Here is a 22,911-nt window from a genome sequence, read left to right on the forward strand (position 1 = left end):
TCATCAATCAAACGAACATTTCTATCCACTCTATCCACGTCACTCACTCCCTATCTATTGTTCCTTTGTGACAATTATACTTAGGATTTGAACATTTGGAGGACTGAGAGGAATTAGAGTTTTCTCATAGCAGTCAGTCTGTATGATAAGATATTTTTTATCTTTCGATAGATAAAGTTTATATAATCCTTCAAGTGTGTATACTCGTCTATTTATCAATTTATAGCCACTGCCAAAAGGCTCATAGACGTCTCTGTATATAATCGTTCTACCGTCAAAAGCCTTCATGGCTTTGTAAAGCACTCTTTTAAGTTGTCCGTCTATCTCTTCATCGAATGCGAATGTCGTATAGTTTTCAGTTTGACTGACTTTAACATTCGGATTTGCAACGCTGTGTCTGTGAAAGTCAAATCTCAGGTAGTTTATCATATGAAAAGTTCTCAAAGTTCTTCGGTTCGTATCTAAAATATAAGCCATGTGTTGCAACACATGGCTGTATCCATCGAACGCACATGTCAGAATCAAACTCGCAACGACCAAAAATATAATAAATTCTACGTAACTCACAAAATGAGAACCCCCACTTTCCCCCTTGAGATACGTTTAAGCAACAATAAGCAGAAACGATAAGAAAGAAAAAGAAATTAAACTCAGCAAACGAAAAGCTTTTACAAATCAAACTTTTCCTTTGGCGCTTCTGTCTTTGCTATCTTGTCCAACACACCATTAACAAACTTCCCACTTTCCTCGGCCCCGTATTTTTTGGCAATTTCCACCATTTCGTCCAAAGTAACTTCTATCGGTACGTCCATTTCATAAAGTAGCTCGTAAGCTCCTAACCTTAAGATACTACGGTCAATATACGACACTCTTCCAAAATCCCAGTTCAAAAGATATTTTGAAATTACTTCATCTATTCTCTCTCTGTTCTCATGTATTCTTTTCAAATACCTTTCAACATCTTTTTTTACTTCATGTATTCTCTCATCGTTCAATGTGTCGCGTAATATATCCTCGAATTCATCAGGCCTGAAGTCCAGTTGGAAAAGCGCTTTCACTACAGCTTCTCTAAGCTTCCGTCTCTTTGATACCAAATCATTCAACCCCTTGAAATAACTTATCTAGAAATTTATGAATTTTTGTTAAATTCCCTCTCTGAGACACCTATGACTACAACATTTACCGCCTCGACGACCTTTTCCGTCATCTGGGAAACATTCTCGGTTATGGTTTTCATGATGTTTTTGGAGAATTCTAGTATATTTTCTCCGTATGGAGCCTCAAGCTTAACGTTGATTATAACATTATCTTCGGGAGTTCTTTCAACGGATATGTTTTTTCTCAGCTTTTTAAAATCTTTGTCATCTGGTTCGACACCGTAGACCGAACAGATAGACCTATAGGCAATCTCAGAAATAACGTTATCTGATACTGTTATGTTTCCCATAAATCTTCCCCCTTTCAAGGGTTGCAAGTTTTTAACGCACGCTAAGAGATTACGCTCTTTCTATGTATTCTCCAGTCCTTGTGTCAACCTTAATCTTGTCACCAACGTTTATAAAGAAAGGAACGCTTATCTTTAAACCTGTCTGCAAAACCGCAGGTTTTCCTCCACCGGAGACAGTGTCACCTTTAAAGTTTGGTTCCGTTTCAACAACCTCTAAAACAACAGTTGTTGGAAGCTGTATACCGATTGGTTTTTCGTCATGCATTACGAGATCTACTTGTGTGTTTTCAACAAGATAGTATTTCGCCTCATCCACTTCCGACTCTGGAATTGCATATTGTTCGTATGTTTGTAAATCCATGAAATAGTAGTTTTCTCCATCGTTGTACAAGTATTCCGCTTTTCTGAATGAAAGTTCCGCTTCTTCAACCTTTTCACCACTTGCAAAGTTAACATCTCTAATGAGACCCGTTGACAAGCTCTTAAGTTTTGTTCTGATGAGTCCAGAACCTCTTCCTCTGAAGTGCTTGTTAACATCAATGATTCTGTATATGTCACCTTCGTACTTTATGTACATGCCTTTTTCAAGGTCACCAACTTCAATCATGCAAATCCCTCCAACTCTTTTTTGGATAATGTTAACTAAAAGTATTGAAACTTTCCAAAAACCGCATTATCCTTTAAAGAGGGGACACCCCCCAACCATCTCTTGACAAAGGAGGTATCCCGATATGAACAACTCAACGCTCTCTTGTCCTAAATGCGGTTCCACCAGCTTATACAAAAACGGTCACGACAAATACGGTAACCAACAATTCCTTTGCAAACTCTGCCATCTTTCTTTCAAACTTTCCCATTCTCAAAAACGCAAAAACTTCCCTTTCCCTTATCCCAAATGCACTTCTTGTGGTAAATCTAAGGTCTTTGTGTAGTGAAGAATCTTTGGAAAACGCACAATGGTAATATCAATCACATTCTTTCACACTTACACTCTTTCATCACTACAAGTTAACACTATCCTTTTTTGTTTATTTAGAATCCATTTTAGCCAATCTATTCGTATTTTACAACTAGCACCGTAGTGTCATCGTGCTGAACTGTTCCATGAGAGAACTCAAAGACCGCGTTCATTATTTTATCAACTATGTCTGACGCTTTCAAGTATCTGTTCCTTATTATCAGCTCTTGTAACCTCTCAAATCCGAACTCTTCACCTGCTATATTTCGAGCTTCAACAACACCATCAGTGTAAGCTACTATAAGGTCATTCTTTTGAAGCTTGAATCTCTCGACATCGTACCAACCTTCGCCAAGTATTCCAAAAGGTGTACCCGTAGATTCAAGCTTTATTATTTTGTTTTCCCTAAGTATATACAGAGGGTCGTGACCTGCGTTAACGTACTCCAACTCACCATCAGGGGTGATTTTAAAGATAATCGATGTAATAAACCTTCCTGTTTCAAAATCCTGATGTATCATCCTATCAAATTGTTCAGCCAGCATTTTTAAATCATCAGAGATTTTAGTTGAAAGTCTAAACATACTTCTAAAAGAAGACATTATAAGTGCCGCTGGCAAACCTTTTCCGGAGACATCTGCTATGCAGCATATTATTGTTCCATCATCTCTTGCAAAGACATCGTAATAATCACCACCAACTTGAATTGCTGGTGCACTTTGTGCACATATATCAAACCTTTCGTTGGTGGGAAATTCCTTTGGCAACAACCCCATCTGGATACTTCTTGCAATCTGAATCTGCTCTTCGAGTCGCTTTTTCTCTATCTCTCTTTGGAGCATCACATATCTGTTAACAGCTGTAAGAATTTGTTGTGCAACCGCTTCGGCAATTTTTTTGTCTCCTGCTGTGAATATCTTCTTGGAACCATAAGCGGAAAGAACCATTATTCCATAGTCCCCTATCTCTGATTTAAGAGGAATCGCAATGTGTCCTCCAACATCATTATCAACGTCAACAAAAATTGTATTTTCTTCTTGTTGATATCTTTGAATTAATTCATTAATGATATTTTCAGTGCTTTTATCACCGTAGTATTCTAAATATTGCTTATCATTAATCCTAAGTAAAACAGCACCTGTGGAAAAGTTAACAGCATTTTTTAAGAGCTTCAGGACACTGCTCAGAATCATCCAAGGTTCTTCAACAGAAGAGATTATCTTATTTATTTCAAACAAAGCAGATAGCCCCTCGTATGTTGCAGTTAATTCTTCTAGCTGAGCATCAATAAGTTGTTGTAATGCTTCGTTGTTAGACTTCTGGTCTAAAACCCATCTTTGTATATACTCATAGAGCTCTTTAGTTGCAACAAACAAATCTTCCAGACTATTCACTGGTTTAAAATCCCTTTCGAATAGCCTGGATATTTTCTCCAAGAATTCCACAAGGGGTTTCAATGTTTCCATAATCTGTATCTCATTCCCTCTATCAACCATTTACTAAACTTTTTACCTCCTCAACAAGCTGTGTGGGGCTGAACGGCTTTGTCATTACTTTTTTTGCACCAAGCGAGAGTGCTATTTGCTCATCATCTTGACCGCCCTTTGCGGTCAAAACAATCACCGGGATATCTCTTATCGTTTCGTCTTTCTTCATCTCTTTCAAGACAGTAAATCCATCCATTCGAGGCATCATGATATCAAGAATAACCACATCCGGATGCCATGAACGCATTTTTTCCAGTCCATCTACCCCATCCACAGCTTCTTCAACTTCCATTCCCAATTTTTTCAAATTGAACACTGTAATCTTTCTCAGCACATCCGAGTCATCAACAACAAGAACTTTCATGAAGGTTTCCCCCCGTTTTTATTTAACAAATCGCGTAGTTCGGTTTCTTTTGAAAATGCTTTCGTTCTGATAGCTAAGAAAACACCATCTATCAAGTAAGGGTTAAATATCTTCTGTCGGTCTACAGTGTATTTTACCATATAAAGTCCTTTTTTCAAAGTGACCTCACAGTGTTCCATTACTTCACTAGGCACAAATGATTTACCTGAATGCTTGTAAACTACCTGTTCAAGGGCTGGAACCTTTCGCGAAAACAAGACATACTCATAAGAAGAGACGATTTCGTTTAGATTGATTTCTATTGGAAATATCTCATCCAACTCCAAGCCATTGACAGAAACATCTTTTATACCACGTTTTAAGTTTTCAATGTCAAGGTTGTCAACAGTCTCTTCGAGTTTCACATTTACATAAAGTGCCAAATCAATTACACCTGTGGCGACCGTGTCCAAAAAGGAAACCTTCGGTTTTGGGTGAAATCCTTCAGAATACTGGATTTTTAAACCTGCTCTTAGCAAAGTCCTAATGACTGCATTTGAAGTTTCAATAGCTGACAAGAATCTCAAAAGTCCTTTCTTTTTGAACAATAAAATCATTGCGCCCTCCAGAAGTAATTCATTAATTTATTCTTCACCAAGGTAGACAGTTTTGACCATTTCGTTTGCCAAAACTTCCTCGGGCTTTCCTTCCGCCAAGACTTCTCCTTTGTGTATCACGTACAACCTATCAACAATAGGTTTCAACGCTTCTACGGAATGGTCAGTAATGATTACACCCATCCCTCTTTCTTTCAAACTTAATACGACTTTTTGTATTTCTTTTACAGTTTTTGGATCTATACCGATAAACGGTTCATCAAGAAGGACGAATCTTGGTTTTAGTGACATCATCCTTGCCAGCTCTAATCTTCTTTTCTCACCGCCAGAAAGGGAGAAAGCATACTGTTTTCTCAACGATTCTATTCCAAACTCGGTAAGTGTGTTATTGATAATGGATTCTATTTCTTTTTTCTTCAGTTTTTGAAACTCCAAAACAAGTCTGATATTATCCTCCACCCTTAAACCCCTAAAAACCGACGTTTCTTGCTGGAGATACGTTATCCCAAGCCTAGCCCTTTTATGAATAGGCATGTTTGTGATATTTTTACCGTTGAAATAGACTTTTCCTTTCGTTGGGACAACTACACCTAGTATGATGTTAAATAAAGTAGTCTTGCCTGATCCGTTTGGACCAAGCAAGCCTACCACCTCTCCGGTGTTTACATACATATTAACGCCCTTAAGAACTTCTTTTCTGCCAAATCTTTTGTATATCCCTTCGCAGGAAATCTGGTCGAAATCCTTTCCCGTTTCTACTATCTTGTGACGCATATTCCAAGTAGTTTTCCGTGTTCGTAGTTGTTGTCTAATTCATTACTTCTTAGATGTTTTTAGATACTTGATGAATGCATCCGTTATATTATAAGCCTGACTGCCGTAAGCCATTGTCGTGCTGTTGAAAATAAAATCATACCCCATTACTTCAGCATATTCTTTGACCTTTGCCAAAATTTCGGCTTCTATCTGTTGTTGAGTTTGCGCTATCTTGTTATTAATCAATTGCTGGTATTCTAAATACTTTTGCTGTTTCTGATTTTGGTCTTTTATTTTGTCGAGTTCTGCTTGGTATTTTGCTATTTCGTCCTGCATCTGCTTTTGGAAATTAACCCACTTATCGTAGTTTTGTAAGACCTTGTTTGGATCGATATACCCCAGCTTTGGACCTGTTTTGGAATCTGCTGCCGTTCCAATAATAACAGCGAGAACTACAAACGTTGCAACTAAAACGTAGAAAAAGTACTTGCTCATGCTAAAGACACCTCCAAATGTGATGATTTAAAATTGCCCAACTTATTGTTGGTTCATCTTTCTTTGCAATACGATAGAAGCTGCTCCAAGTATGCCTGCATCTTCAACCAATGGACTTTGAACAATCTCATAGGTTCCTTTAAAAGAAGGCATAACAAGATGTTTAACTTTTTCTCTTAATGGTGTGAAAAGAATATCACCGGCACGAGAAACTCCACCGCCGACAACAACTATACTTGGATTAAATATGTGGATGAAGTTAGCCACACCTATAGCTAATGCATTAACAACTCTGTTCACTATAGTTTGACCAAGCAAATCTCCGTTTCTTGCAGCGTCGAAAACAATTTTTGCACTAATTTCTTCAGCTTTGAATATTTCAGATTCCGGGAATTTTTTCTGTCCCTCTATAGCCATTCGCTTTATTGCTGTAGCTGAAGCTATCGCTTCGAGGCAACCATAATTTCCACACCCACACAAAGGTCCATTCGGCTCTACTATAACATGCCCTAATTCAGTTCCTATTCCATCTTTTCCCGTTATTAGAACACCGTGAGAAATAACCCCTCCACCTACACCTGTCCCAAGTGTTAGTGCAACTATATGCTCGTGCCCTTTACCTGCCCCAAACCACTTTTCACCAAGCACAAATGCATTCGCATCGTTCTCAACAAAGACAGGTTTGTTAAGCAAAGAAGAAAGCTCTCCACCAAGTTCAAAATCCACCCAATCAGGGAAATTTGGTGAGAAGCGTACAATTCCCCTATCGTGGTCTATAGACCCCGGTGAACCTACTCCAACACCAGTGTATTCGAAACCTTCTGTTATTTCCAAGACAGCCTGTGCCATTCGCTCAACTACTTTAACTCTCCCCTCATGTACTTTTGTTTCTCTCTCAATCTTTTTTATAATCTTTCCATCCTTTGCATCAACCAAACCTACTTTGAAAAAGGTTCCACCTAAATCTATACCTACTATGTACACTCGCTTTTCCTCCCTTAGCAAGTTACTGGTATCTGCCACCGAGTTGAATACAAAAATCCTAAATCATTATAACACAACCTCACGTAATGGTGTATAATATTTAATGGAAGTTTTGACTACAAGTTTGAAACATCGACTTGCTAAAAGTAATTGTACCACATCAAGCCTTGGAAAACCCTTAGAATTTTGAGGAAATCGCTATGAATCGCTTTACAAGATGAGAATTTTTCAAAAGGCATATCTTTTAAATTCAAAATAATGCTTTCCAAGGATGTGATTGTATGCCTGAAGTCATTGAACATGAGCTGATTGAGAAGATAAAACTTCTATCTCCGGGTACAAAACTTAGAAAAGCCCTCGATGATATCATTCATGCTCAGTTGGGGGCATTGATAGTCTTTATCGATGAAGAGGAATTCCCAAAATATTCCAGCATACTGCAAGCAGGCTTCAAATTAGACTGTCCATTCTCACCTGAACGATTGTACGAACTTTCAAAAATGGATGGAGCCATAGTTATGGACAAGAACGCATCAAAAATCTTGGCTGCGAATGTTCACATAGTGCCGGACCCTAGCATTTCTACAACGGAAACTGGGACTCGTCACAGAACAGCGGAAAGATTGGCTAAACAGTTGGGGGTTATGGTTGTAGCTGTTTCAAAGAGAAGAAACGTTGTGACACTGTATTATAAAGACAAAAAATATGTTTTTGGTGACATAAACCTTGTCTTAACAAAGGTTGGTCAGACGATTAATGCTCTTGAAAGATTCAGAGAATCTTTTGACAAAAGTTTAGAAGTGCTTGACAAACTTGAGATTGAAGGAAGCGTTTCATTAGGTTCTGTTTGCGAGATACTCATCAGAGGAATAGAAATCAAATCAATATCATCCAGTATCGAAACGAGTATCATTGAATTAGGTGTTGAGGGCCGGTTGTCTCAACTTAGGTTGCGAGAAGTTCTTAAAGACCTAGATGAGATACTGATTTTGATAATCATGGATTACTCAAAAAAAGATATTACCGAAGACGAGGCAAAACAGATTCTCGAAACTATGCTTAAAATCGACCATCGACTTGTTCCATTTGCTAAAGTATTAGGATACGATGTTGTGAATTCACAGCAAGTTTCAGACACAATTGTAAGACCAAGAGGTTACAGAATCCTGAAAAATGAAGTTCATATACCAATGAACATATCGCAAAATGTTATCAAGTCTTTTAGGTCCATAGACCAACTTGTTAAAACAAATCCAAATGTACTGCAGAAAGTAGAGGGCATTGGTGATAAACGGGCTAGAGCAATTTTGCGAAGATTACGTGAAATAAAGAAAAGGCGCCAATAAGGCGCCTTTTCTATTACTCTAACAACGCATTACTTAAATCAGATGAACCACAATACCACTTTTCAATTTTGGTTCGAACCATGTGGACTTTGGTGGCATAATTTTACCTTCATCGGAAACTCTCAAAAGGTCATCTATAGAAGTAGGATACATAGCAAACGCTACTTTGAATGCCCCACTATCAACAAGTCTTATCAACTCTTCAATTCCAAGAATTCCTCCAACAAAGTCTATTCTTTTGTCGGTTCTTGGGTTTTCGATTCCAAGTATCGGAGCAAGAAGGTTATTTTGCAGTATCGACACATCAAGTGAGGCAATAACGTCGTTTTCGTCGTATGTTCCACTCTTCGGTTCCAACCTATACCACTTGCCCGACAAATACATACCTATTGTGTGTTTTCTTTCCGGTTTGTAAACACCTTCCACAGGTGTAACTTCGAACTTTTCTGACACCTTTCTCAAAAATTCATCCTCACTCATGCCATTCAAATCCTTAACTACCCTATTGTAATCAAGTATCTTTAATTGATTGTGCGGAAAGAGTGCCGCCAAGAAGAAGTTAAATTCTTCCTCTCCAGTGTAGTTCGGATTTTCGCTTCTAAAATCAATTGCAGCCCTTACTGCTGCTGCAGCTCTGTGGTGACCATCAGCAATATAGAACGCTTCAACATCCTTAAACGCATCAACAATCTTTTTGATTTCTTCTTCATCTCTCAAGACCCAAACTATATGTCTTACTCCCGTTTCATCAGTAAAATCGTATTCCGGGGTTCCTGTTGCATGCTTGAAAATCAAATTATCGATTTCTGGTTTAGATTTGTACATCAAAAATACTGGTCCAGTGTGGGCTTTGACTACTTTGACATGTAGTGCCCTTTCGTCTTCCTTATCTTTTCTTGTAAGTTCATGCTTCTTTATCTTGTTTTCGATGTATTCGTCCACCGAAAATGTGGCGAAGAAACCCGTCTGGACATGGTCTTTCCAGTGTTGTTGATATATGTAAACGCAAGGCTTATCTTCAACGAACATATAACCATTTTCAATAAGCCATTCCAGATGCTTTCTTCCAGTTTCTAGGACCTTTGTGTCATGCGTGTCTACAGGATATTCAAAGTTTATTTCGGGCCTAGAAACCTTGTAGAATGTGTATGGATTATTCTTTGCTACCTCTCTAGCCTGCTCTTCCGTTACAACGTCGTATGGTTTGGCAGCGATTTTAGAAACCATTTCCGTTGTTGGTCTCAAAGCTTTGAACGGTCTGACAACCATCGTCACACCTCCTAATTTACCTTATCTCAAGATAACTTTATTTTTCCTTCATACAATGGGAATTGCTTGCACAATTCGATTACTTGTGAGGAAACCTCTTTGGCAACACTTTCGTCGATGTTACCTTCCTCATCTTTTATGTTCCTCAAAACTTTAACGATTAGGTCGGCAATAATTTCCATTTCTTTTTCTTTCATGCCACGTGTAGTTAGAGCAGGAGTTCCAAGCCTTATGCCACTGGCAACGAATGGTGACCTTGTTTCGTTTGGTATTGTGTTCTTGTTAACCGTGATATGACAATATCCGAGCGCTGTTTCAGCAGCTTTACCTGTTACATTGAGAGGATTCAAATCAACGAGCATCAAATGAGTATCTGTTCCTCCAGATACAATCCTAAGTCCTCTTTCTTCCAATGCTTTTGCCAACGCTTTCGCATTGGCAACTACTTGTTTCTGGTATTCTTTGAACTCTTCAGTAAGAGCCTCTTTAAAGCACACTGCCTTGGCGGCTATCACATGCATTAATGGACCACCCTGAATACCGGGGAATATGGCTTTGTTAATTGCTTTGTAAAGTTCCTCATCGTTTGTCAAAATCAAACCACCGCGTGGCCCACGCAACGTTTTATGTGTTGTACTCGTGACAACGTGTGCATATTCAAGTGGGTTCGGGTAAAGTCCGGCAGCAACAAGACCTGCAAAGTGCGCCATATCAACAACGAGGTAAGCGCCAACTTCGTCCGCAATTTCCCTGAATTTTTTGAAATCTATAATCCTTGAATAAGCACTACCACCTGCAACGATTATCTTTGGTCTGTGTTCCAACGCAAGCCTTCTAACTTCATCATAATCAATTACTTCAGTCTGCGGATTAACACCGTATTGGACTACCTTGTAGATTTGACCTGAGAAGTTTACACTTGCACCATGTGTGAGATGTCCACCATGGCTCAGAGACATACCCATAAGTACAGAACCGGGTTCTGCAAGTGCGAAGTATGCTCCCATATTTGCCTGAGAACCTGAGTGTGGTTGAACGTTGGCGTACTTCGCATTGAAAAGTTTTTTTGCACGTTCTCTTGCAAGCGTTTCGGCAACGTCTACCCACTCACAACCTCCATAGTATCTTTTCTTTGGATACCCTTCTGCGTACTTGTTCGTTAAAACACTACCCATCGCTTCCATCACAGCCAAAGAAACAAAGTTTTCGGATGCTATAAGCTCAAGTCCGTACTCTTGCCTTTCCCATTCTTTTAAAAGCACCTCGTAAATCTCTGGGTCAGTAACCTTAACGTGTTCCCACATACCCGCACCTCCTAACATTACCATGCATTAGTCCGTTATCCATTATACATTCTCAATAAAAAAACGTGGAGTCCAAAAAACTCCACGCATCTTTGAAAAATTACTTTATTCATGTATTTTTACCATTTAGATATCAAAAACATAGCTATCGAATCTTATTCTTCATATATGCTTAGTATACGCTTCCTAAGTTGTTTCAATTATTTGTGCGCGTATGTTGTTAAATAACTTTCAAGGAAAGCTTTTATCGTTCCTGTCATAACGACTATTATCTCTTTGGTTACTTTGTAAAGCTCGTCAAGTTTACCTTCCGCTTCCAATTTTTTGTAGTCATCGATTGTTGGAATCCGTTCTATCAAAATATCTCCCATCGCAGCTTTTATGTGTTTGTGAACCTCAGGGAATCTTGAATAACCGTACATCATAACTTCGTTTATAACTGCTTCATAGTTGGAAGGTATCCTTCTTTTCGGAGTGTTTATTATCAGGTTGCGAACTTCTTCGCTGTGTTTTGAGTAATGAATCAAGTAAGCTAAATAATTATCGTAAGCGTAATGCGCGTTGTTCAAAAGGTTCTTTGTTTTCTTATCCATCAAACTTCTCACAACTTCCCAGAAAGTGCCAGGAGTTCCATGGTAGGGCTGGAAAAGGTCTTCCATGTAATGGAGAGCGTAAGAGAGAAATCTATATCCCCAATATTCATCCCCTTTAGCAAACGCCTCTTTTGACATATCAACAAAATACAAGAACGACCTGTCACCTTCAAATGCTTCAATCAATCCGAGCTTGTACCTCATGTGTCTAACCCCTTGACTGTTACCTATAAGTGACTGGAGAGGAGAAAGATTCAACTCTTCATCCATGCCAAAATCTGGGAACTGTGCGTAAATAGTTAATATTTGCCATGCAGGAAGCTTCCCATCAACTGGAGCTGGGTCTGGTGGAAACTTTCCATCGTTCATTGGGTCAAAAAATTTTCTTTGACCAGCAAAATCATCGGTGTAGTAATACTTCGTGTTGTAAACTCGGGTTTCTTTATACGTATAAGGTCTTATCTCGACTAACTTATCGAGATTCATGCTCAGTGATTTCACAACCAGATAAGTATAAGACTCATGCCCACTCCAAGAGAACAAGAAACTTGAAAGTGTTAAAAAAATTGACAATAGGAAAAACAAAAAATGGTTCTTTTCCAACATACTCTCACCTCAAATTATGCTTTTCCGTTTTATTTACCAAAGAAATACAACAAAGCCTCTGGTAATCTTCTTGCCCATGCACTTTCCGAATGTGGTGCTCCCCTATCTTCTACGTACATAACATCAAGATTTTCCTTGGTTATCAATACCTTATAAAGTTCACGAGCATCATTTAAATGGGCTTCCGGATTAGAGCCTTCTGCTGTCCCCATGTCAACATATATCATAGTAAAAGCTTTTGCCTCAGCGCTCTTTATATAATCGATTAACCGTCTATTTGCAAACCACACAGAAGGACTCATCGCTCCAACTTTTGAGAAGACATCGTTGTATTCAAAACCTATGTAAAGAGAAATCAACCCTCCCATAGAAGAGCCCATTATCGCGGTATTTTCTCTATCTGACAAAGTTCTGAAGTTCTCATCGATATAAGGCTTAAGCGTATTCACAATAAATTTAGCATAGGAGTCCCCCTTCCCTCCACCATAGTTACTATCAACCCACGGAGAATACTCATTCATTCTCTCTGCACCTGTGTTGTATATGCCAACAATTATGATGGGGCGTATCAGCCCTTTCTTTATTAAATCTTCCGCAGTCTCATCAGCTCCCCACTCAACTCCAGAGAACGAAGTTGATGCATCAAAAATGTTCTGCCCATCGTGCATATACAAGACAGGATATCTTTCATTTGAAGTTTCGTAGTCTGGAGGAAGGTAAATGATTATGTCCCTTTTATTTCCTAACTCAGGGGAGTAAAAATCTTTTATGAGCTTTATGTTTCCCGTGTAAGTTTTTCTTAAACCAGCCTGTTGTTTTTCCACAAAATCCCTCCAATGATTCACAGTTATATTAACAACCATATCTCTGTCCACGTTCAGCACCCTGTTCGGTATCTCCTGACCCCGTTGACCTTTCTCGACTGTTTCCCAGGAGCCCCGTGTGAATTTGTATTCTATAGGACCACTCAGCTCGAGTGTTATTGTGTATGTATCTCCCGACCTAACCAGCCTATGCTTTGGGTCCCCTGGATTCCAGTTGTTAAACGTCCCTGCTATATAAATATCATCGTCGAAAGGTGTGTAAGTCGGAACCTCAACGATAAATGTAACTTTGAAGCCAAATATTGTCGTGAAACTACCTAAGACCATAAATAGAACGAAAAGTAACCCCCTTTTGATAAAGGTTCCTGGCAACTTCCACTTCATAAATACCCCTCCAAGTGATAAAGTTAAACTTTCATTAAGTAACTTTACATAGATTATATCATACCTTCCATGTAGAACAAAAATACTATTCGTGTTTTTTCAAATTTCGTCTATAGGCACTCTACAACTTGTGTTTAATGTTCCGATAATATAATTAGAAAAACTTAACCTGTCATTCCCAAAGGATGGTGGTGACACAATGAGAATAGAAGAGTACAACGTGGCACTTTCCTCCGAAAACCTTAGTTTGAAATATGTTAGAAACTCGTCTAAGGTTCGCACATACAGAGCTCCTTCGACTATCGAAATTACGGTGCATGAGAAGGCACCTATGATTGATGAAAAGACTTTGAGCAAAATAAAGATATTAAAGATGATGCTTGAGAAACTTACGGGCAAGAAGTTGAAAATTTACCTACCAGGTCCTCAATACGAAATTTCAGTAACTAAAAAAGATGCTCAAGATATCACAGAAATTGAAAGCGAGGCAGAAACGCTTAACATTCAGTACTCGAACTTCTCGGCGAGTGGTCAGGTAAGAACTAAAGAAGGTAAAATTATCGATTTCTCCGTACAATTATCTCTTTTCCAGCTTAGCTATTCTTACGAAAAGGTTTATGGAAAGGTTGTAGACCCTCTGATACTTGATTTGAAAACTCCAAATGGCAAAAAACAATTAGTAGAAATTGATTTGAACTTCGATGGAGAACTGGATAAATTCTACATTGGCGGTGGGAGAGGACTATTGGTATACGACAAGAACGGAAATGGAAAAGTAGACGATGCAACAGAATTGTTAGGTCCTGTAACAAAAGATGGCTTTTCTGAGCTCGCCAAGTTGGATAGCGATGGTGATAATTGGATAGACGAGGACGATTTAGAATTCCTAAAATTGAAGATTTGGACAACCGATGAAAACGGGAAGGAAAAACTTGTCGGTTTGCTTGACTTAAGCGTCGGAGCGATATTTCTTGGAAGTGTAAGCACGCCATTTGATTACTATGACTCCGTTGTAAGACGAACCGGCATTTATCTTACGGAAGATGGAAACGTTGGAACAGTTAGGCAGTTCGATTTCAAAGTCTAAAATCCTATCTTTCAACCCTAATGCCTCTATGCTGGTACGCATAACCTCACCTTACGAAAACTTTTGTCCACCTGAAAAGGTGGACTTTTTTGTTTTCTCTGATTTTTGGTATAATTTTAATGAAAGAGAGCGCAATCTGAACGTTCAAAGGAGAGATAAGGATGGTCAACATGTCGAATGCAATTTCACCCGTTGAACTCAGACATAAACTTCATATGTCTCCAGAAATCGCGTTCAACGAATACAACACTCAACAAATACTTACTGATGCGTTGGAAAAGCTTGGAGTGAAGTACGAAAAAGTCGCTAAAACAGGGCTAGTGGTTGTAATCGAACGTGAACCCACGAAACCTTCTGTTCTTTACCGAGCCGATATGGATGCACTACCTATAAAAGAAGAAACCGGTTGGGAATTCGCTTCTAAAAACGAAGGTTTTATGCACGCATGCGGACATGATATCCATATGTCCGTAATGTATGGGGTGATTAAGAAAGTATTGGAAGAAAACATTGAAGGAAATTACGTTTTTGTCTTTCAGCCAGCTGAAGAAACTATCGGTGGTGCGAAATTCGTCCTCGATGAAATGAGAGAGAAGTACAAAGTAAAATTCGCAACGGCATTGCATGTGACAGATGAATACGAACTTGGCGAGTTCGCTTCAACCAACGGAACATTATTCGCTTGCGCAATGGAAGTCACAGCTAAATTCAAAGGATTATCAGCACATATCGCACAAAAAGAAAAAGGGATTGACGCTATTAAAAAAGCGGTAGGTTTCCTTTCCGAGTTCTACGATAATCCTATTGACAATGCAACAAAAGGTCAAAGGGTGTTGGCTGGTTTCGGAAAAATATTTGGTGGGAGTGTTCGGAATGCCGTTGCAGATTTTGCACAAATAGATGGTTCTATCCGTGGAGAGACACTTGAAATCGTCCTGGAAAATTTCGAAAGATTGAAAAAGATGGCAGAGAAATACGAAGGCAGTCTGGAAAAAGGAAGTCTTTACCCACCCGTCGTTAACAATGCGAATCTATTTGAAGTTTTCAAGGATTTCCTTAATAGAAACTCTTATAAATTCATAGATTGTGGGATGAAGTACACGGGTGAAGATTTCGGATTTTTCACCATGAAATATCCATCTATAATGTTTTGGGCGGGTGTTAGAACTAAGAACGAAATCGTTGGGTTACACAACCCAAAGTTCCTTCCGGACGATGAGGTTGTTCCATACCTTGTTGATTTTATGGTAAAATGGTTAGTTGAACTGCAAAGTCAATTTTAAGTTCCTCAGACAAAACAGCAGAAAATAAAAGCATTAGAAAGGAAGGTGTCATGTGTGATTGTATTCATGACAGATTGGGGTAATTCACACTACGTTGGTATCTGCAAAGGTGTAATTCGTCAGATAACAGACGCAGAAATTATAGACCTTACACACAATATCACACCGTATAACGTGCGGGAAGCGATGTACATATTAGACAGAAGTGTTGACTACTTCCCTGAGAAATCCGTCTTCCTGATTGTAGTAGATTACGGCGTTGGAACTGCCAGAAAAGCGATAGCTGTCGAGACAGAAAAGTACTATTTTGTCGCCCCTGACAATGGTGTTCTTACTTTAGTTTTGGAAAGACACCAGCCGAGAAAAATTGTAGATCTTGTGAACAAAAAATATCACTTTGGAACGTCAAAAACATTCCACGGACGTGACATTTTCTCCCCAGCTGCTGCATATATCACAAAAGGTATTTTCGATGATTTGGGAACGAGATTGCCAAATTACGCTACCGTGCCTTACCGAAAGGCTCATATGAGTACTACAGGTATCTCTGGTGAAGTAGCTTATTTCGATAGATTTGGTAACATAGAAACAAATATACCTTTTGCTTGGATTGCCGACAAAGAACAGGTAAAAATAAAAGTTGGAAATAAAGCCGTTCTTGTTCCTGTTGTTGAAACTTACGCGGATGTAGAAGAAGGGGAACTGTTAGCCCACGAAGATAGCACAGGATACATTGAAATCGCTGTAAACAAAGGAGTCGCAAGAGAACGGTTTAAATGTTTCGAAGGATGTGAACTAGAAATCATATTCTGAGAAAAGAATTAAAAGAGGTGGTCTATGAAGCGGCACATAACAATTAGCAAAATTTTAATGATAATACTTCTGATATCAATCTCAAATGTCGTGATAGCAGGCGAACTTTTTGAATTCGCCTATGTTTTTTTAACATCCCACAAAGTGCCAGAAAACCACGCAAAACTCATGGCTAAAACTTTGGAAGAGGAATCAAAGATTGTTCCAAAGAGTGTGGATCCTTTATATATACTTGCCTTTGGTCTCACGGAAACAAATTTTATGAACATTTTCGGTGACCAAGGTAAGGCTGTGGGTTACTTTCAAATCCACGAAAATGCTGTTTTTTACGTGGCTAATTTTTACGAAGATGTTAGGCAATTCAAACAACAACACAGAAATCACGCAGAACTCATCAATTATCCGGACTGGCAAGTGAAAATTGCGTATCGATACATCTACTTAACCTTGCGCTACGTATTTGATTGGGACCTTGCAAGAGCGATATCTGCATATAATGGCAGGTCGGATAAGTATAACATTTACACCGTAAAGTTCTTCAATTATTATGCGAAAATAATTAGTGAATACGTCGCATTTTTAGATTCAAAAAGTTTAAGCACAAGCAAGTAATTTTCACTTCACTAACGACGTTGAGCAGGTGATTTATATTGAAACTGACCATAGGAAAATACATTCCAAAAAACTCCCCGATTCACAACTTAGACCCCAGAGTAAAGATGATTTCTGTGCTCTTTCAAGTTACCAGTGTTATGCTCGTTAAGAATCTTTTAGGTTACATAATCCCAGTGGCTTTCTTTGTTTTATTCATGGCACTATCAAGGATTAAGCCGGTTGTTTACTTGAGAAGTTTAAAAAGCATGTGGTTTTTGATAGTCTTTGCTGTTGTTGTTCAGTATTTCATAGGTGGTATATCTTCCAGCCTTTACATAGGTCTTCGATTATCACTCATCTTTCTTTTCGCCACCATGTTCACTTACACAACTCCTCCGCTGCTGACAGCACGAGGTATCGTGGACATTCTTAAATACTTCGGTGTAAAAGACGAACAGCGAGAAGATTTTGGTATGATGCTTGCGATATCAATTCGTTTCATTCCCATACTCCTTGATGAAGCTGACAGAATTATCAAAGCCCAGATATCTCGAGGTGCAAAGTATTCTGAAAAAGGTCTCAGAAACAAATTATCTGCAATTACGAGCATAATAATTCCTTTGTTAGTTTCTTCATTAAGAAAAGCTGAAGAGCTATCCTTAGCGCTTCAGGCTCGAAAATACGGTATAACGAAAAGAACGCATTACTACACACTCAACTGGTCAAGAAGGGATGCAGTATACCTTATTGCTAATGTAGGATTGTTGCTTGGCGTTTTAATAATGCGTATATTTTAGCACTCAACAACTTCACAAAATCTCTTGTAGACCTCGTCGATTTGCTCTCTGGTTATATTTAGTGGTAGCAGGAACCTTACAACACCGTTTGCTAAGATATTAACCAAGAGTCCTTGGTTTATAAACCTTTCTATCCATTTTGAATCGACAGACAACTTCGGCTTTAACCCCCTCATCAATCCCATACCGAGTACATTTCCAAGGTTTGAAAAACGTTCTTCAAAATACTTACCCGTTTTTACAACATGGTTTAACAAATGCTCATCAATCATTTCCAAAACCGCTTTTCCTGCAGCAAGTGCTAATGGATTTGGAGCAAAAGTAGAACCGTGTTCACCTGTTTTAAAAACATCAGCATATTCCTCAAGCATGATACATGCTCCAAGTGGTAGTCCGCCACCAATACCCTTTGCCACAGTGACAATGTCTGGTTGGATTGAAAAGTGCTGATACGCATAAAACTTTCCTGTTCTGCCGAGTCCACTCTGGACTTCATCAGTTATGATGAGATAGCCATGTTCTTTTTTGTAGTTTGATACCAGCTGGACAATCTCCTGCGGAATAACATCTAAACCACCACTACCATGTACTACTTCTAAAAAGACCGCCGCTATGTGTTTTTCCTCTTCCAAAAATCTTTTTACAGTTTCATAATCATATGGAAGAAAAACGACGTTTTCATCATTAATGAATTGACTTCTTATATTTTCAAATCCAGTCACACTCAACGCACTTAAAGTCCTCCCATGAAAGTTTCTAACGAATGAAAGTATCTTACCCGTCTTCTTGACCTTTCTGACAACTTTTAGGGCACATTCTGTACTTTCCGCACCCGAGTTTGTGAAAAAAACTTTTCCATATCTTCCCGTTTCTTCGGCAAGTCTTTGCGCAACAAACAAGGCATCCTCATCAAGGAAAAAGTTTGAAAGGTGAACGTATTTTTCCATCTTTCTTTTCATTGCATGTATTATCCTCTCATGGTTGTGCCCAAAAAGAAGGACACCAATACCCATGAATGTATCGATGTAAGATTTTCCATCTTTATCCCAAACATAAATTCCTTTAGCGTGTGATACTTTGATAGGGTACCTATTATACGTACCAGCTATATATATCTCTTCTGTCGAAACGTTCATTTAGATTCCTCCCCGATTTTTTCAGATAATGTTAACTAAAAGTATTGAAACTTTCCAAAAACCGCATTATCCTTTAAAGAGGGGACACCCCCCAACCATCTCTTGAAAAAGGAGGTATCCCGGTATGAACAACTCAACGCTCTCTTGTCCTAAATGCGGTTCTACCAGCTTGTACAAAAACGGTCATGACAAATACGGTAACCAACAATTCCTTTGCAAACTCTGCCATCATTCTTTCAAACTTTCCCATTCTCACAAACGCAAAAACTTCTCTTTCCCTTATCCCAAATGCACTTCTTGTGGTAAATCTATGCAAATTTACAAAGTCCGTCGCTCTTTCGTTGTCTTCCGTTGTAGAACCCGTCATACCAAAGATAGAGTACCTTTTAACCTCCCCGAACCAGTCACTTTTATTCCTGAGAAATTTAAATATTTCCGTTTTCCTATCTACTTCATCTTAAAAGCTTTCGTTTTGTATATGAAACACAATATGTCTTATCGCTCTCTTGCTCATTCTCTTAATATCAAAGTATCTCATGTCACCATATACAAATGGGTTATTAAATTGTGTACTTTATTCTCTGTACTTTTTCCAACATTTACCATCGAAAATGTTTTCTCAGTTCATGCTGATGAAACTGTTCTTGTGTTCAAAGAACAAAAGTACTATGTTTGGCTATTAGTTGATCACGAAACTAACTTAATTCTTTGTTGGCATGTCTCAAAGTATCGTGATATGGGACAAGTCAAAGTGTTGCTCGAGAAGTTCTTTGGTAATTCAAAACCTAAAAACATTGAACTTATTACTGATGGACTTGGTGCATATGAAAGTGCAGTAAAGCTGTTGTTTAGAAATATCAATCACGTAGTAGTACCGCTCGGTAAAAACATGTGTGAATCTAAGTTTTCATTACTGAAAGACTTTTTCCGACTCAAGCGAGGGCTGAAGAATACGAAGAATTTAGCGAAATATATTCAAGGATTTTGTGTAGTGAAGAATCTTTGGAAAATGCACAATGGTAATCTCATTCTTTCACAACTGCATTCTTTCATCACTACAAGTTAACACTATCTTTTTTCAATTTTACAAATCAAAAGCCTTGCAAATACTTTTCACCAATTCTTCTGCCACATTTTCTGGAACCAAAACGGAGATTTTGATTTCCGATGTTGTTATTAGCTCCGGTTCAATACCATGTTCGGAAAGCACTTCCAAAAGCTTCGAAGCAACGCCGTAATGAGACCTCATACCCGTTCCAACAACCGTAATTTTTGAAAATTTCCCATAGAAGTGGTATTTGGCGCCGTAATCGGCAAGTGTTTCGTTAAGCAGTTCTTCTATTTTGTCAAGCCTTTCAGGAACGACCGTGAACGACACATGTGTTGATGTACCGTTCTTTACAAGAGATATCATGTCGACGTTTATCCCTTTCTCTGCAACTCTCTTAAAGATATCCGTTACCACTTTTGCATCATTTGGCAAGTCCATTATAGAAACCTTTACCTGATTTTTGTCCAAACTAACCCCTGTAACAAGTGGCTCTTCAAGCCATTCAGGTATTCTGTCAACCACCCAAGTTCCCTCCTCATCGTTAAATGATGAACCACAGTACACTCGCACGTTGTATTTCTTGGCTATTTCAACTGAACGTGAATGTAGTACTTTTGCACCCGTTGCTGCCATCTCAAGCATATCATCGTACGTAACATACTTGAGTTTCTTTGTCTCAGGATAAAGCTTTGGGTCACACGTATAAACACCTGCAACATCACTGTAAATCTCACAATCGCACCTTAATTTGGCAGCCAAAGCTACCGCCGAGGTATCGGAACCACCTCTACCAAGTGTTGTAAGATGCTCGTCTTCGGTAATTCCCTGGAAACCGGTTATCACAAGCACGTCGTAAATATCTAGATAATCTTTCAACTTTTTCGTGCTAATGTCTAATATTCTAGCATTGTTGTGGTTTTTCGTTGTCAAAATCTTTACCTGGAATGCATTTAGCGAAATAGCATTTACTCCTAAATCTTTTAATGCCATTGCAACAAGAGCACAAGAAGCTTGTTCGCCTGTTGTCAGTAACATATCTAACTCTCGTTCATCAGGTTTACTTGACACGCTCTTGGCAAGTGAAATTAAACTGTCAGTTGTCTTACCCATTGCAGAGACAACGGTCACCACTTTGTAACCTTCTTGGACTTTCTTTGCTATTCTGCGTGCAACGTTTCTGATTCTGTCCGGGTCAGCTACCGATGAGCCTCCATACTTTTGAACAACTATTCTATTTTGAATAATGTCCTTCGCCAATTTTTCCTCACCCACCTGCTCTTTGAATATCTTACTTGTTAATTTCTCTGAGACTTTCCAAAATTTGTGTCTTATTAGCTGTCTTTTCATCAACTTTTTTGATTACCTTAGCTGGAACGCCTGCAACAACAGTGTAAGGCTCCACATTATTAACAACAACCGCACCGGCGGCAACAACGGCATGATGTCCTATTCTTACGCCTTCCAAAATCACAGCGTTCGCCCCAACGAGCACATAGTCCTCAATGACAACAGGTGTAGCACTTGGTGGTTCAACAACGCCTGCCACAACAGTACCAGCACCTATATGACAATACTTTCCAATTCGGGCCCGTGCACCAATTACAGCGTTCATGTCAATCATTGTCCCCTCACCGATTACAGCGCCAATATTTATAACAGCCCCCATCATTACAACAGCCCTGTCACCAATTTCAACGAGCTCGCGGATAATTGCACCTGGCTCTATCCTCGCGTTGAATCGGGATATATCTGCCAGCGGAATTGCTGAATTCCTAGCAATGTACTCCACTTTGTATTTTTCAATTCCTTCATTTCTAAGCACCTGTGAGATGGCTTCAAAATCCCCAAATAGTACTCCAAAATCTTTCCCGACAACGAAATCAAATTCAAATTCTTCAGATTTGTACTTGCTAAAATCAACACTATCTAATCTTCCTGAAATGTACACCCTTACCAGGTCCCTTTTCTTGCTTTTCGCAATAATCTCGATAATTTCTTCACTTGTTAATTCTCTTGCACTCTTTTTAAAAACCATCCTAACCCCTCCACTCACCGTTATCTGGCTTGCGCAGATTCCAAAACGTCATCGTAGCTAAAAAAGCCCTTTTCTTTTCCCAGAACAAACAGTGCAGCATTTCTTACACCTATCACAAACGCCCTTCTTGATAAAGCTCTATGCGTAATTTCAACAGTTTCACCTGAGTTAGAAAAAATCAACGTATGTTCACCAAAGATTCCACCAACTCTTATAGAGCTTATTGGTATCTCCCTGCCCAAAGCTTGCTTAAGCATCTTGGCAGTCCCGGATGGAGCATCCTTTTTCTGGTTATGATGAATTTCAACCATAGCTGCGTCCCAATCTTCGAAATAGCTCGCATATTCCTTTATAATTCTTTTTAAGATAGCGATTCCTGTTGAAAAGTTATAACTTTGAACCACGGGAACATGTTCTGATAGTTCTTTCAATCTTGAAAAATGTTCTTCGGTTAGCGCGGTTGTACCTATCACAAGTCCACAGCTGTATTTTCTGCACAGTTCAACTGTTTCAAAAACAGCATCAGGTGATGAAAAATCAATTATTACTTGCGGTCGCTCAATTTCTTCAAGAACCCCTCTATCTTTTCTCAAAACGCATAAATCACCTAACGAAGAGAAATAACTTTGAATTTCCACACCCATCTTCCCGTTTGCACCCACTAAACCGTATCTTATGTTCACTGTGTTTGGTCTATTCATT

26 protein-coding genes are annotated in these 22,911 nt (G+C 38.9%); 8 read left to right on the forward strand and 18 right to left on the reverse strand.

Annotated features, from left to right (window positions below; genetic code table 11):
- Window positions 1-54 precede the first annotated feature (54 nt).
- The 4 genes from JM64_RS04895 to efp all read right to left on the reverse strand — a co-directional run bounded on the left by JM64_RS04895 (window position 55) and on the right by efp (window position 2,054).
- The gene (locus tag JM64_RS04895) at window positions 55-567 is read right to left on the reverse strand and encodes a hypothetical protein (RefSeq protein WP_064011723.1); all 513 of its coding nucleotides are present in this window, start codon (window positions 565-567) and stop codon (window positions 55-57) included.
- Between the two features lie 101 nt (window positions 568-668).
- Complete coding sequence (gene nusB, locus JM64_RS04900) at window positions 669-1,094, reverse strand: transcription antitermination factor NusB (protein ID WP_064011724.1); 426 nt, start codon at window positions 1,092-1,094, stop codon at window positions 669-671.
- A 35-nt stretch (window positions 1,095-1,129) separates the two neighbouring features.
- Complete coding sequence (locus JM64_RS04905; protein ID WP_064011725.1) at window positions 1,130-1,447, reverse strand: Asp23/Gls24 family envelope stress response protein; 318 nt, start codon at window positions 1,445-1,447, stop codon at window positions 1,130-1,132.
- Window positions 1,448-1,496: 49 nt separating this feature from the next.
- The gene (gene efp / locus JM64_RS04910; protein WP_014450941.1) at window positions 1,497-2,054 is read right to left on the reverse strand and encodes an elongation factor P; all 558 of its coding nucleotides are present in this window, start codon (window positions 2,052-2,054) and stop codon (window positions 1,497-1,499) included.
- Between the two features lie 124 nt (window positions 2,055-2,178).
- Between efp and JM64_RS10000 the strand changes: the two genes are divergently transcribed.
- The gene (locus JM64_RS10000; RefSeq protein ID WP_231882290.1) at window positions 2,179-2,379 is read left to right on the forward strand and encodes an IS1/IS1595 family N-terminal zinc-binding domain-containing protein; all 201 of its coding nucleotides are present in this window, start codon (window positions 2,179-2,181) and stop codon (window positions 2,377-2,379) included.
- 121 nt (window positions 2,380-2,500) lie between these two features.
- Here the strand turns inward: JM64_RS10000 and JM64_RS04915 are convergent, their stop codons facing one another.
- The 6 genes from JM64_RS04915 to JM64_RS04940 are packed head-to-tail and all read right to left on the reverse strand — an operon-like array spanning window position 2,501 to window position 7,087.
- Window positions 2,501-3,901, reverse strand: coding sequence for a SpoIIE family protein phosphatase (locus JM64_RS04915; protein ID WP_082868303.1), 1,401 nt, complete (start codon window positions 3,899-3,901; stop codon window positions 2,501-2,503).
- Window positions 3,894-4,256 (reverse strand): response regulator transcription factor, encoded by a 363-nt coding sequence (locus JM64_RS04920; protein ID WP_064011726.1) that lies wholly within the window; start codon window positions 4,254-4,256, stop codon window positions 3,894-3,896. The genes JM64_RS04915 and JM64_RS04920 overlap by 8 nt, the downstream gene beginning before the upstream one ends.
- Entirely contained in the window at window positions 4,253-4,852 is a 600-nt protein-coding gene (locus JM64_RS04925) for a TIGR03936 family radical SAM-associated protein (protein ID WP_064011727.1), read from the reverse strand. Before JM64_RS04925 ends, JM64_RS04920 begins: the two co-directional genes overlap by 4 nt.
- A 27-nt stretch (window positions 4,853-4,879) precedes the next feature.
- Window positions 4,880-5,626, reverse strand: a complete 747-nt coding sequence (gene lptB, locus JM64_RS04930; RefSeq protein WP_064011728.1) for an LPS export ABC transporter ATP-binding protein — start codon at window positions 5,624-5,626, stop codon at window positions 4,880-4,882.
- A 42-nt stretch (window positions 5,627-5,668) separates the two neighbouring features.
- Window positions 5,669-6,103, reverse strand: a complete 435-nt coding sequence (locus JM64_RS04935; RefSeq protein ID WP_064011729.1) for an OmpH/Skp family outer membrane protein — start codon at window positions 6,101-6,103, stop codon at window positions 5,669-5,671.
- A gap of 42 nt (window positions 6,104-6,145) precedes the next feature.
- Window positions 6,146-7,087, reverse strand: a complete 942-nt coding sequence (locus tag JM64_RS04940) for an ROK family protein (RefSeq protein ID WP_064011730.1) — start codon at window positions 7,085-7,087, stop codon at window positions 6,146-6,148.
- Between the two features lie 281 nt (window positions 7,088-7,368).
- Between JM64_RS04940 and disA the strand changes: the two genes are divergently transcribed.
- Window positions 7,369-8,433: a DNA integrity scanning diadenylate cyclase DisA gene (gene disA / locus JM64_RS04945; protein ID WP_064011731.1), complete on the forward strand. Its 1,065-nt coding sequence runs from the start codon at window positions 7,369-7,371 to the stop codon at window positions 8,431-8,433.
- Window positions 8,434-8,466: 33 nt separating this feature from the next.
- On the opposite strand, the gene JM64_RS04950 is transcribed toward disA, so the two are convergent.
- From JM64_RS04950 to JM64_RS04965, 4 genes are all read right to left on the reverse strand, one after another.
- Window positions 8,467-9,702 carry a DUF1015 domain-containing protein gene (locus tag JM64_RS04950; protein ID WP_064011732.1) on the reverse strand — a complete coding sequence of 412 codons (1,236 nt, stop codon included), beginning with the start codon at window positions 9,700-9,702 and terminating at the stop codon, window positions 8,467-8,469.
- A 26-nt stretch (window positions 9,703-9,728) separates the two neighbouring features.
- Window positions 9,729-11,006 carry a serine hydroxymethyltransferase gene (glyA, locus tag JM64_RS04955; RefSeq protein WP_064011733.1) on the reverse strand — a complete coding sequence of 426 codons (1,278 nt, stop codon included), beginning with the start codon at window positions 11,004-11,006 and terminating at the stop codon, window positions 9,729-9,731.
- 200 nt (window positions 11,007-11,206) lie between these two features.
- The gene (locus JM64_RS04960) at window positions 11,207-12,205 is read right to left on the reverse strand and encodes a phospholipase C/P1 nuclease family protein (protein ID WP_064011734.1); all 999 of its coding nucleotides are present in this window, start codon (window positions 12,203-12,205) and stop codon (window positions 11,207-11,209) included.
- Window positions 12,206-12,234: 29 nt separating this feature from the next.
- Window positions 12,235-13,413 carry an alpha/beta hydrolase-fold protein gene (locus JM64_RS04965; RefSeq protein ID WP_064011735.1) on the reverse strand — a complete coding sequence of 393 codons (1,179 nt, stop codon included), beginning with the start codon at window positions 13,411-13,413 and terminating at the stop codon, window positions 12,235-12,237.
- 199 nt (window positions 13,414-13,612) lie between these two features.
- On the opposite strand from JM64_RS04965, the gene JM64_RS04970 reads away from it, so the two are divergent.
- The 5 genes from JM64_RS04970 (at window position 13,613) to JM64_RS04990 (ending at window position 17,987) form a co-directional block, all read left to right on the forward strand.
- Window positions 13,613-14,500: a VCBS repeat-containing protein gene (locus tag JM64_RS04970; RefSeq protein ID WP_064011736.1), complete on the forward strand. Its 888-nt coding sequence runs from the start codon at window positions 13,613-13,615 to the stop codon at window positions 14,498-14,500.
- A gap of 161 nt (window positions 14,501-14,661) precedes the next feature.
- Window positions 14,662-15,783: a M20 metallopeptidase family protein gene (locus JM64_RS04975; RefSeq protein ID WP_082868304.1), complete on the forward strand. Its 1,122-nt coding sequence runs from the start codon at window positions 14,662-14,664 to the stop codon at window positions 15,781-15,783.
- 54 nt (window positions 15,784-15,837) lie between these two features.
- On the forward strand, window positions 15,838-16,596 hold the full coding sequence (locus tag JM64_RS04980) for an SAM hydrolase/SAM-dependent halogenase family protein (RefSeq protein ID WP_064011737.1): 759 nt from the start codon (window positions 15,838-15,840) through the stop codon (window positions 16,594-16,596).
- Between the two features lie 24 nt (window positions 16,597-16,620).
- A complete protein-coding gene (locus tag JM64_RS04985) occupies window positions 16,621-17,208 on the forward strand; it encodes a hypothetical protein (protein WP_064011738.1) in 588 nt (195 codons plus the stop codon).
- 38 nt (window positions 17,209-17,246) lie between these two features.
- Window positions 17,247-17,987: an energy-coupling factor transporter transmembrane component T family protein gene (locus JM64_RS04990; protein WP_064011739.1), complete on the forward strand. Its 741-nt coding sequence runs from the start codon at window positions 17,247-17,249 to the stop codon at window positions 17,985-17,987.
- Here the strand turns inward: JM64_RS04990 and JM64_RS04995 are convergent.
- Window positions 17,984-19,123 carry an aspartate aminotransferase family protein gene (locus JM64_RS04995; protein ID WP_082868305.1) on the reverse strand — a complete coding sequence of 380 codons (1,140 nt, stop codon included), beginning with the start codon at window positions 19,121-19,123 and terminating at the stop codon, window positions 17,984-17,986. The genes JM64_RS04990 and JM64_RS04995 overlap by 4 nt on opposite strands.
- 124 nt (window positions 19,124-19,247) lie before the next feature.
- Here JM64_RS04995 and JM64_RS10005 point away from each other — a divergent pair, with 124 nt between their 5' ends.
- Window positions 19,248-20,189, forward strand: a complete 942-nt coding sequence (locus JM64_RS10005; RefSeq protein WP_064011740.1) for a DDE-type integrase/transposase/recombinase — start codon at window positions 19,248-19,250, stop codon at window positions 20,187-20,189.
- A gap of 18 nt (window positions 20,190-20,207) precedes the next feature.
- Here JM64_RS10005 and JM64_RS05005 read toward each other — a convergent pair whose 3' ends face one another.
- From JM64_RS05005 to JM64_RS05015, 3 genes are read right to left on the reverse strand one after another with little or no spacing between them, the layout of a single operon-like run.
- Window positions 20,208-21,521 (reverse strand): aspartate kinase, encoded by a 1,314-nt coding sequence (locus tag JM64_RS05005; protein WP_409976122.1) that lies wholly within the window; start codon window positions 21,519-21,521, stop codon window positions 20,208-20,210.
- Window positions 21,463-22,209 (reverse strand): 2,3,4,5-tetrahydropyridine-2,6-dicarboxylate N-acetyltransferase, encoded by a 747-nt coding sequence (gene dapD / locus JM64_RS05010; protein ID WP_064011741.1) that lies wholly within the window; start codon window positions 22,207-22,209, stop codon window positions 21,463-21,465. The genes JM64_RS05005 and dapD overlap by 59 nt, the downstream gene beginning before the upstream one ends.
- A gap of 20 nt (window positions 22,210-22,229) precedes the next feature.
- Window positions 22,230-22,886 carry a 4-hydroxy-tetrahydrodipicolinate reductase gene (locus JM64_RS05015; RefSeq protein WP_064012526.1) on the reverse strand — a complete coding sequence of 219 codons (657 nt, stop codon included), beginning with the start codon at window positions 22,884-22,886 and terminating at the stop codon, window positions 22,230-22,232.
- Window positions 22,887-22,911 lie beyond the last annotated feature (25 nt).

The organism is Fervidobacterium pennivorans, from assembly GCF_001644665.1.
In the GTDB taxonomy this organism is placed as follows: domain Bacteria; phylum Thermotogota; class Thermotogae; order Thermotogales; family Fervidobacteriaceae; genus Fervidobacterium; species Fervidobacterium ngatamarikiense.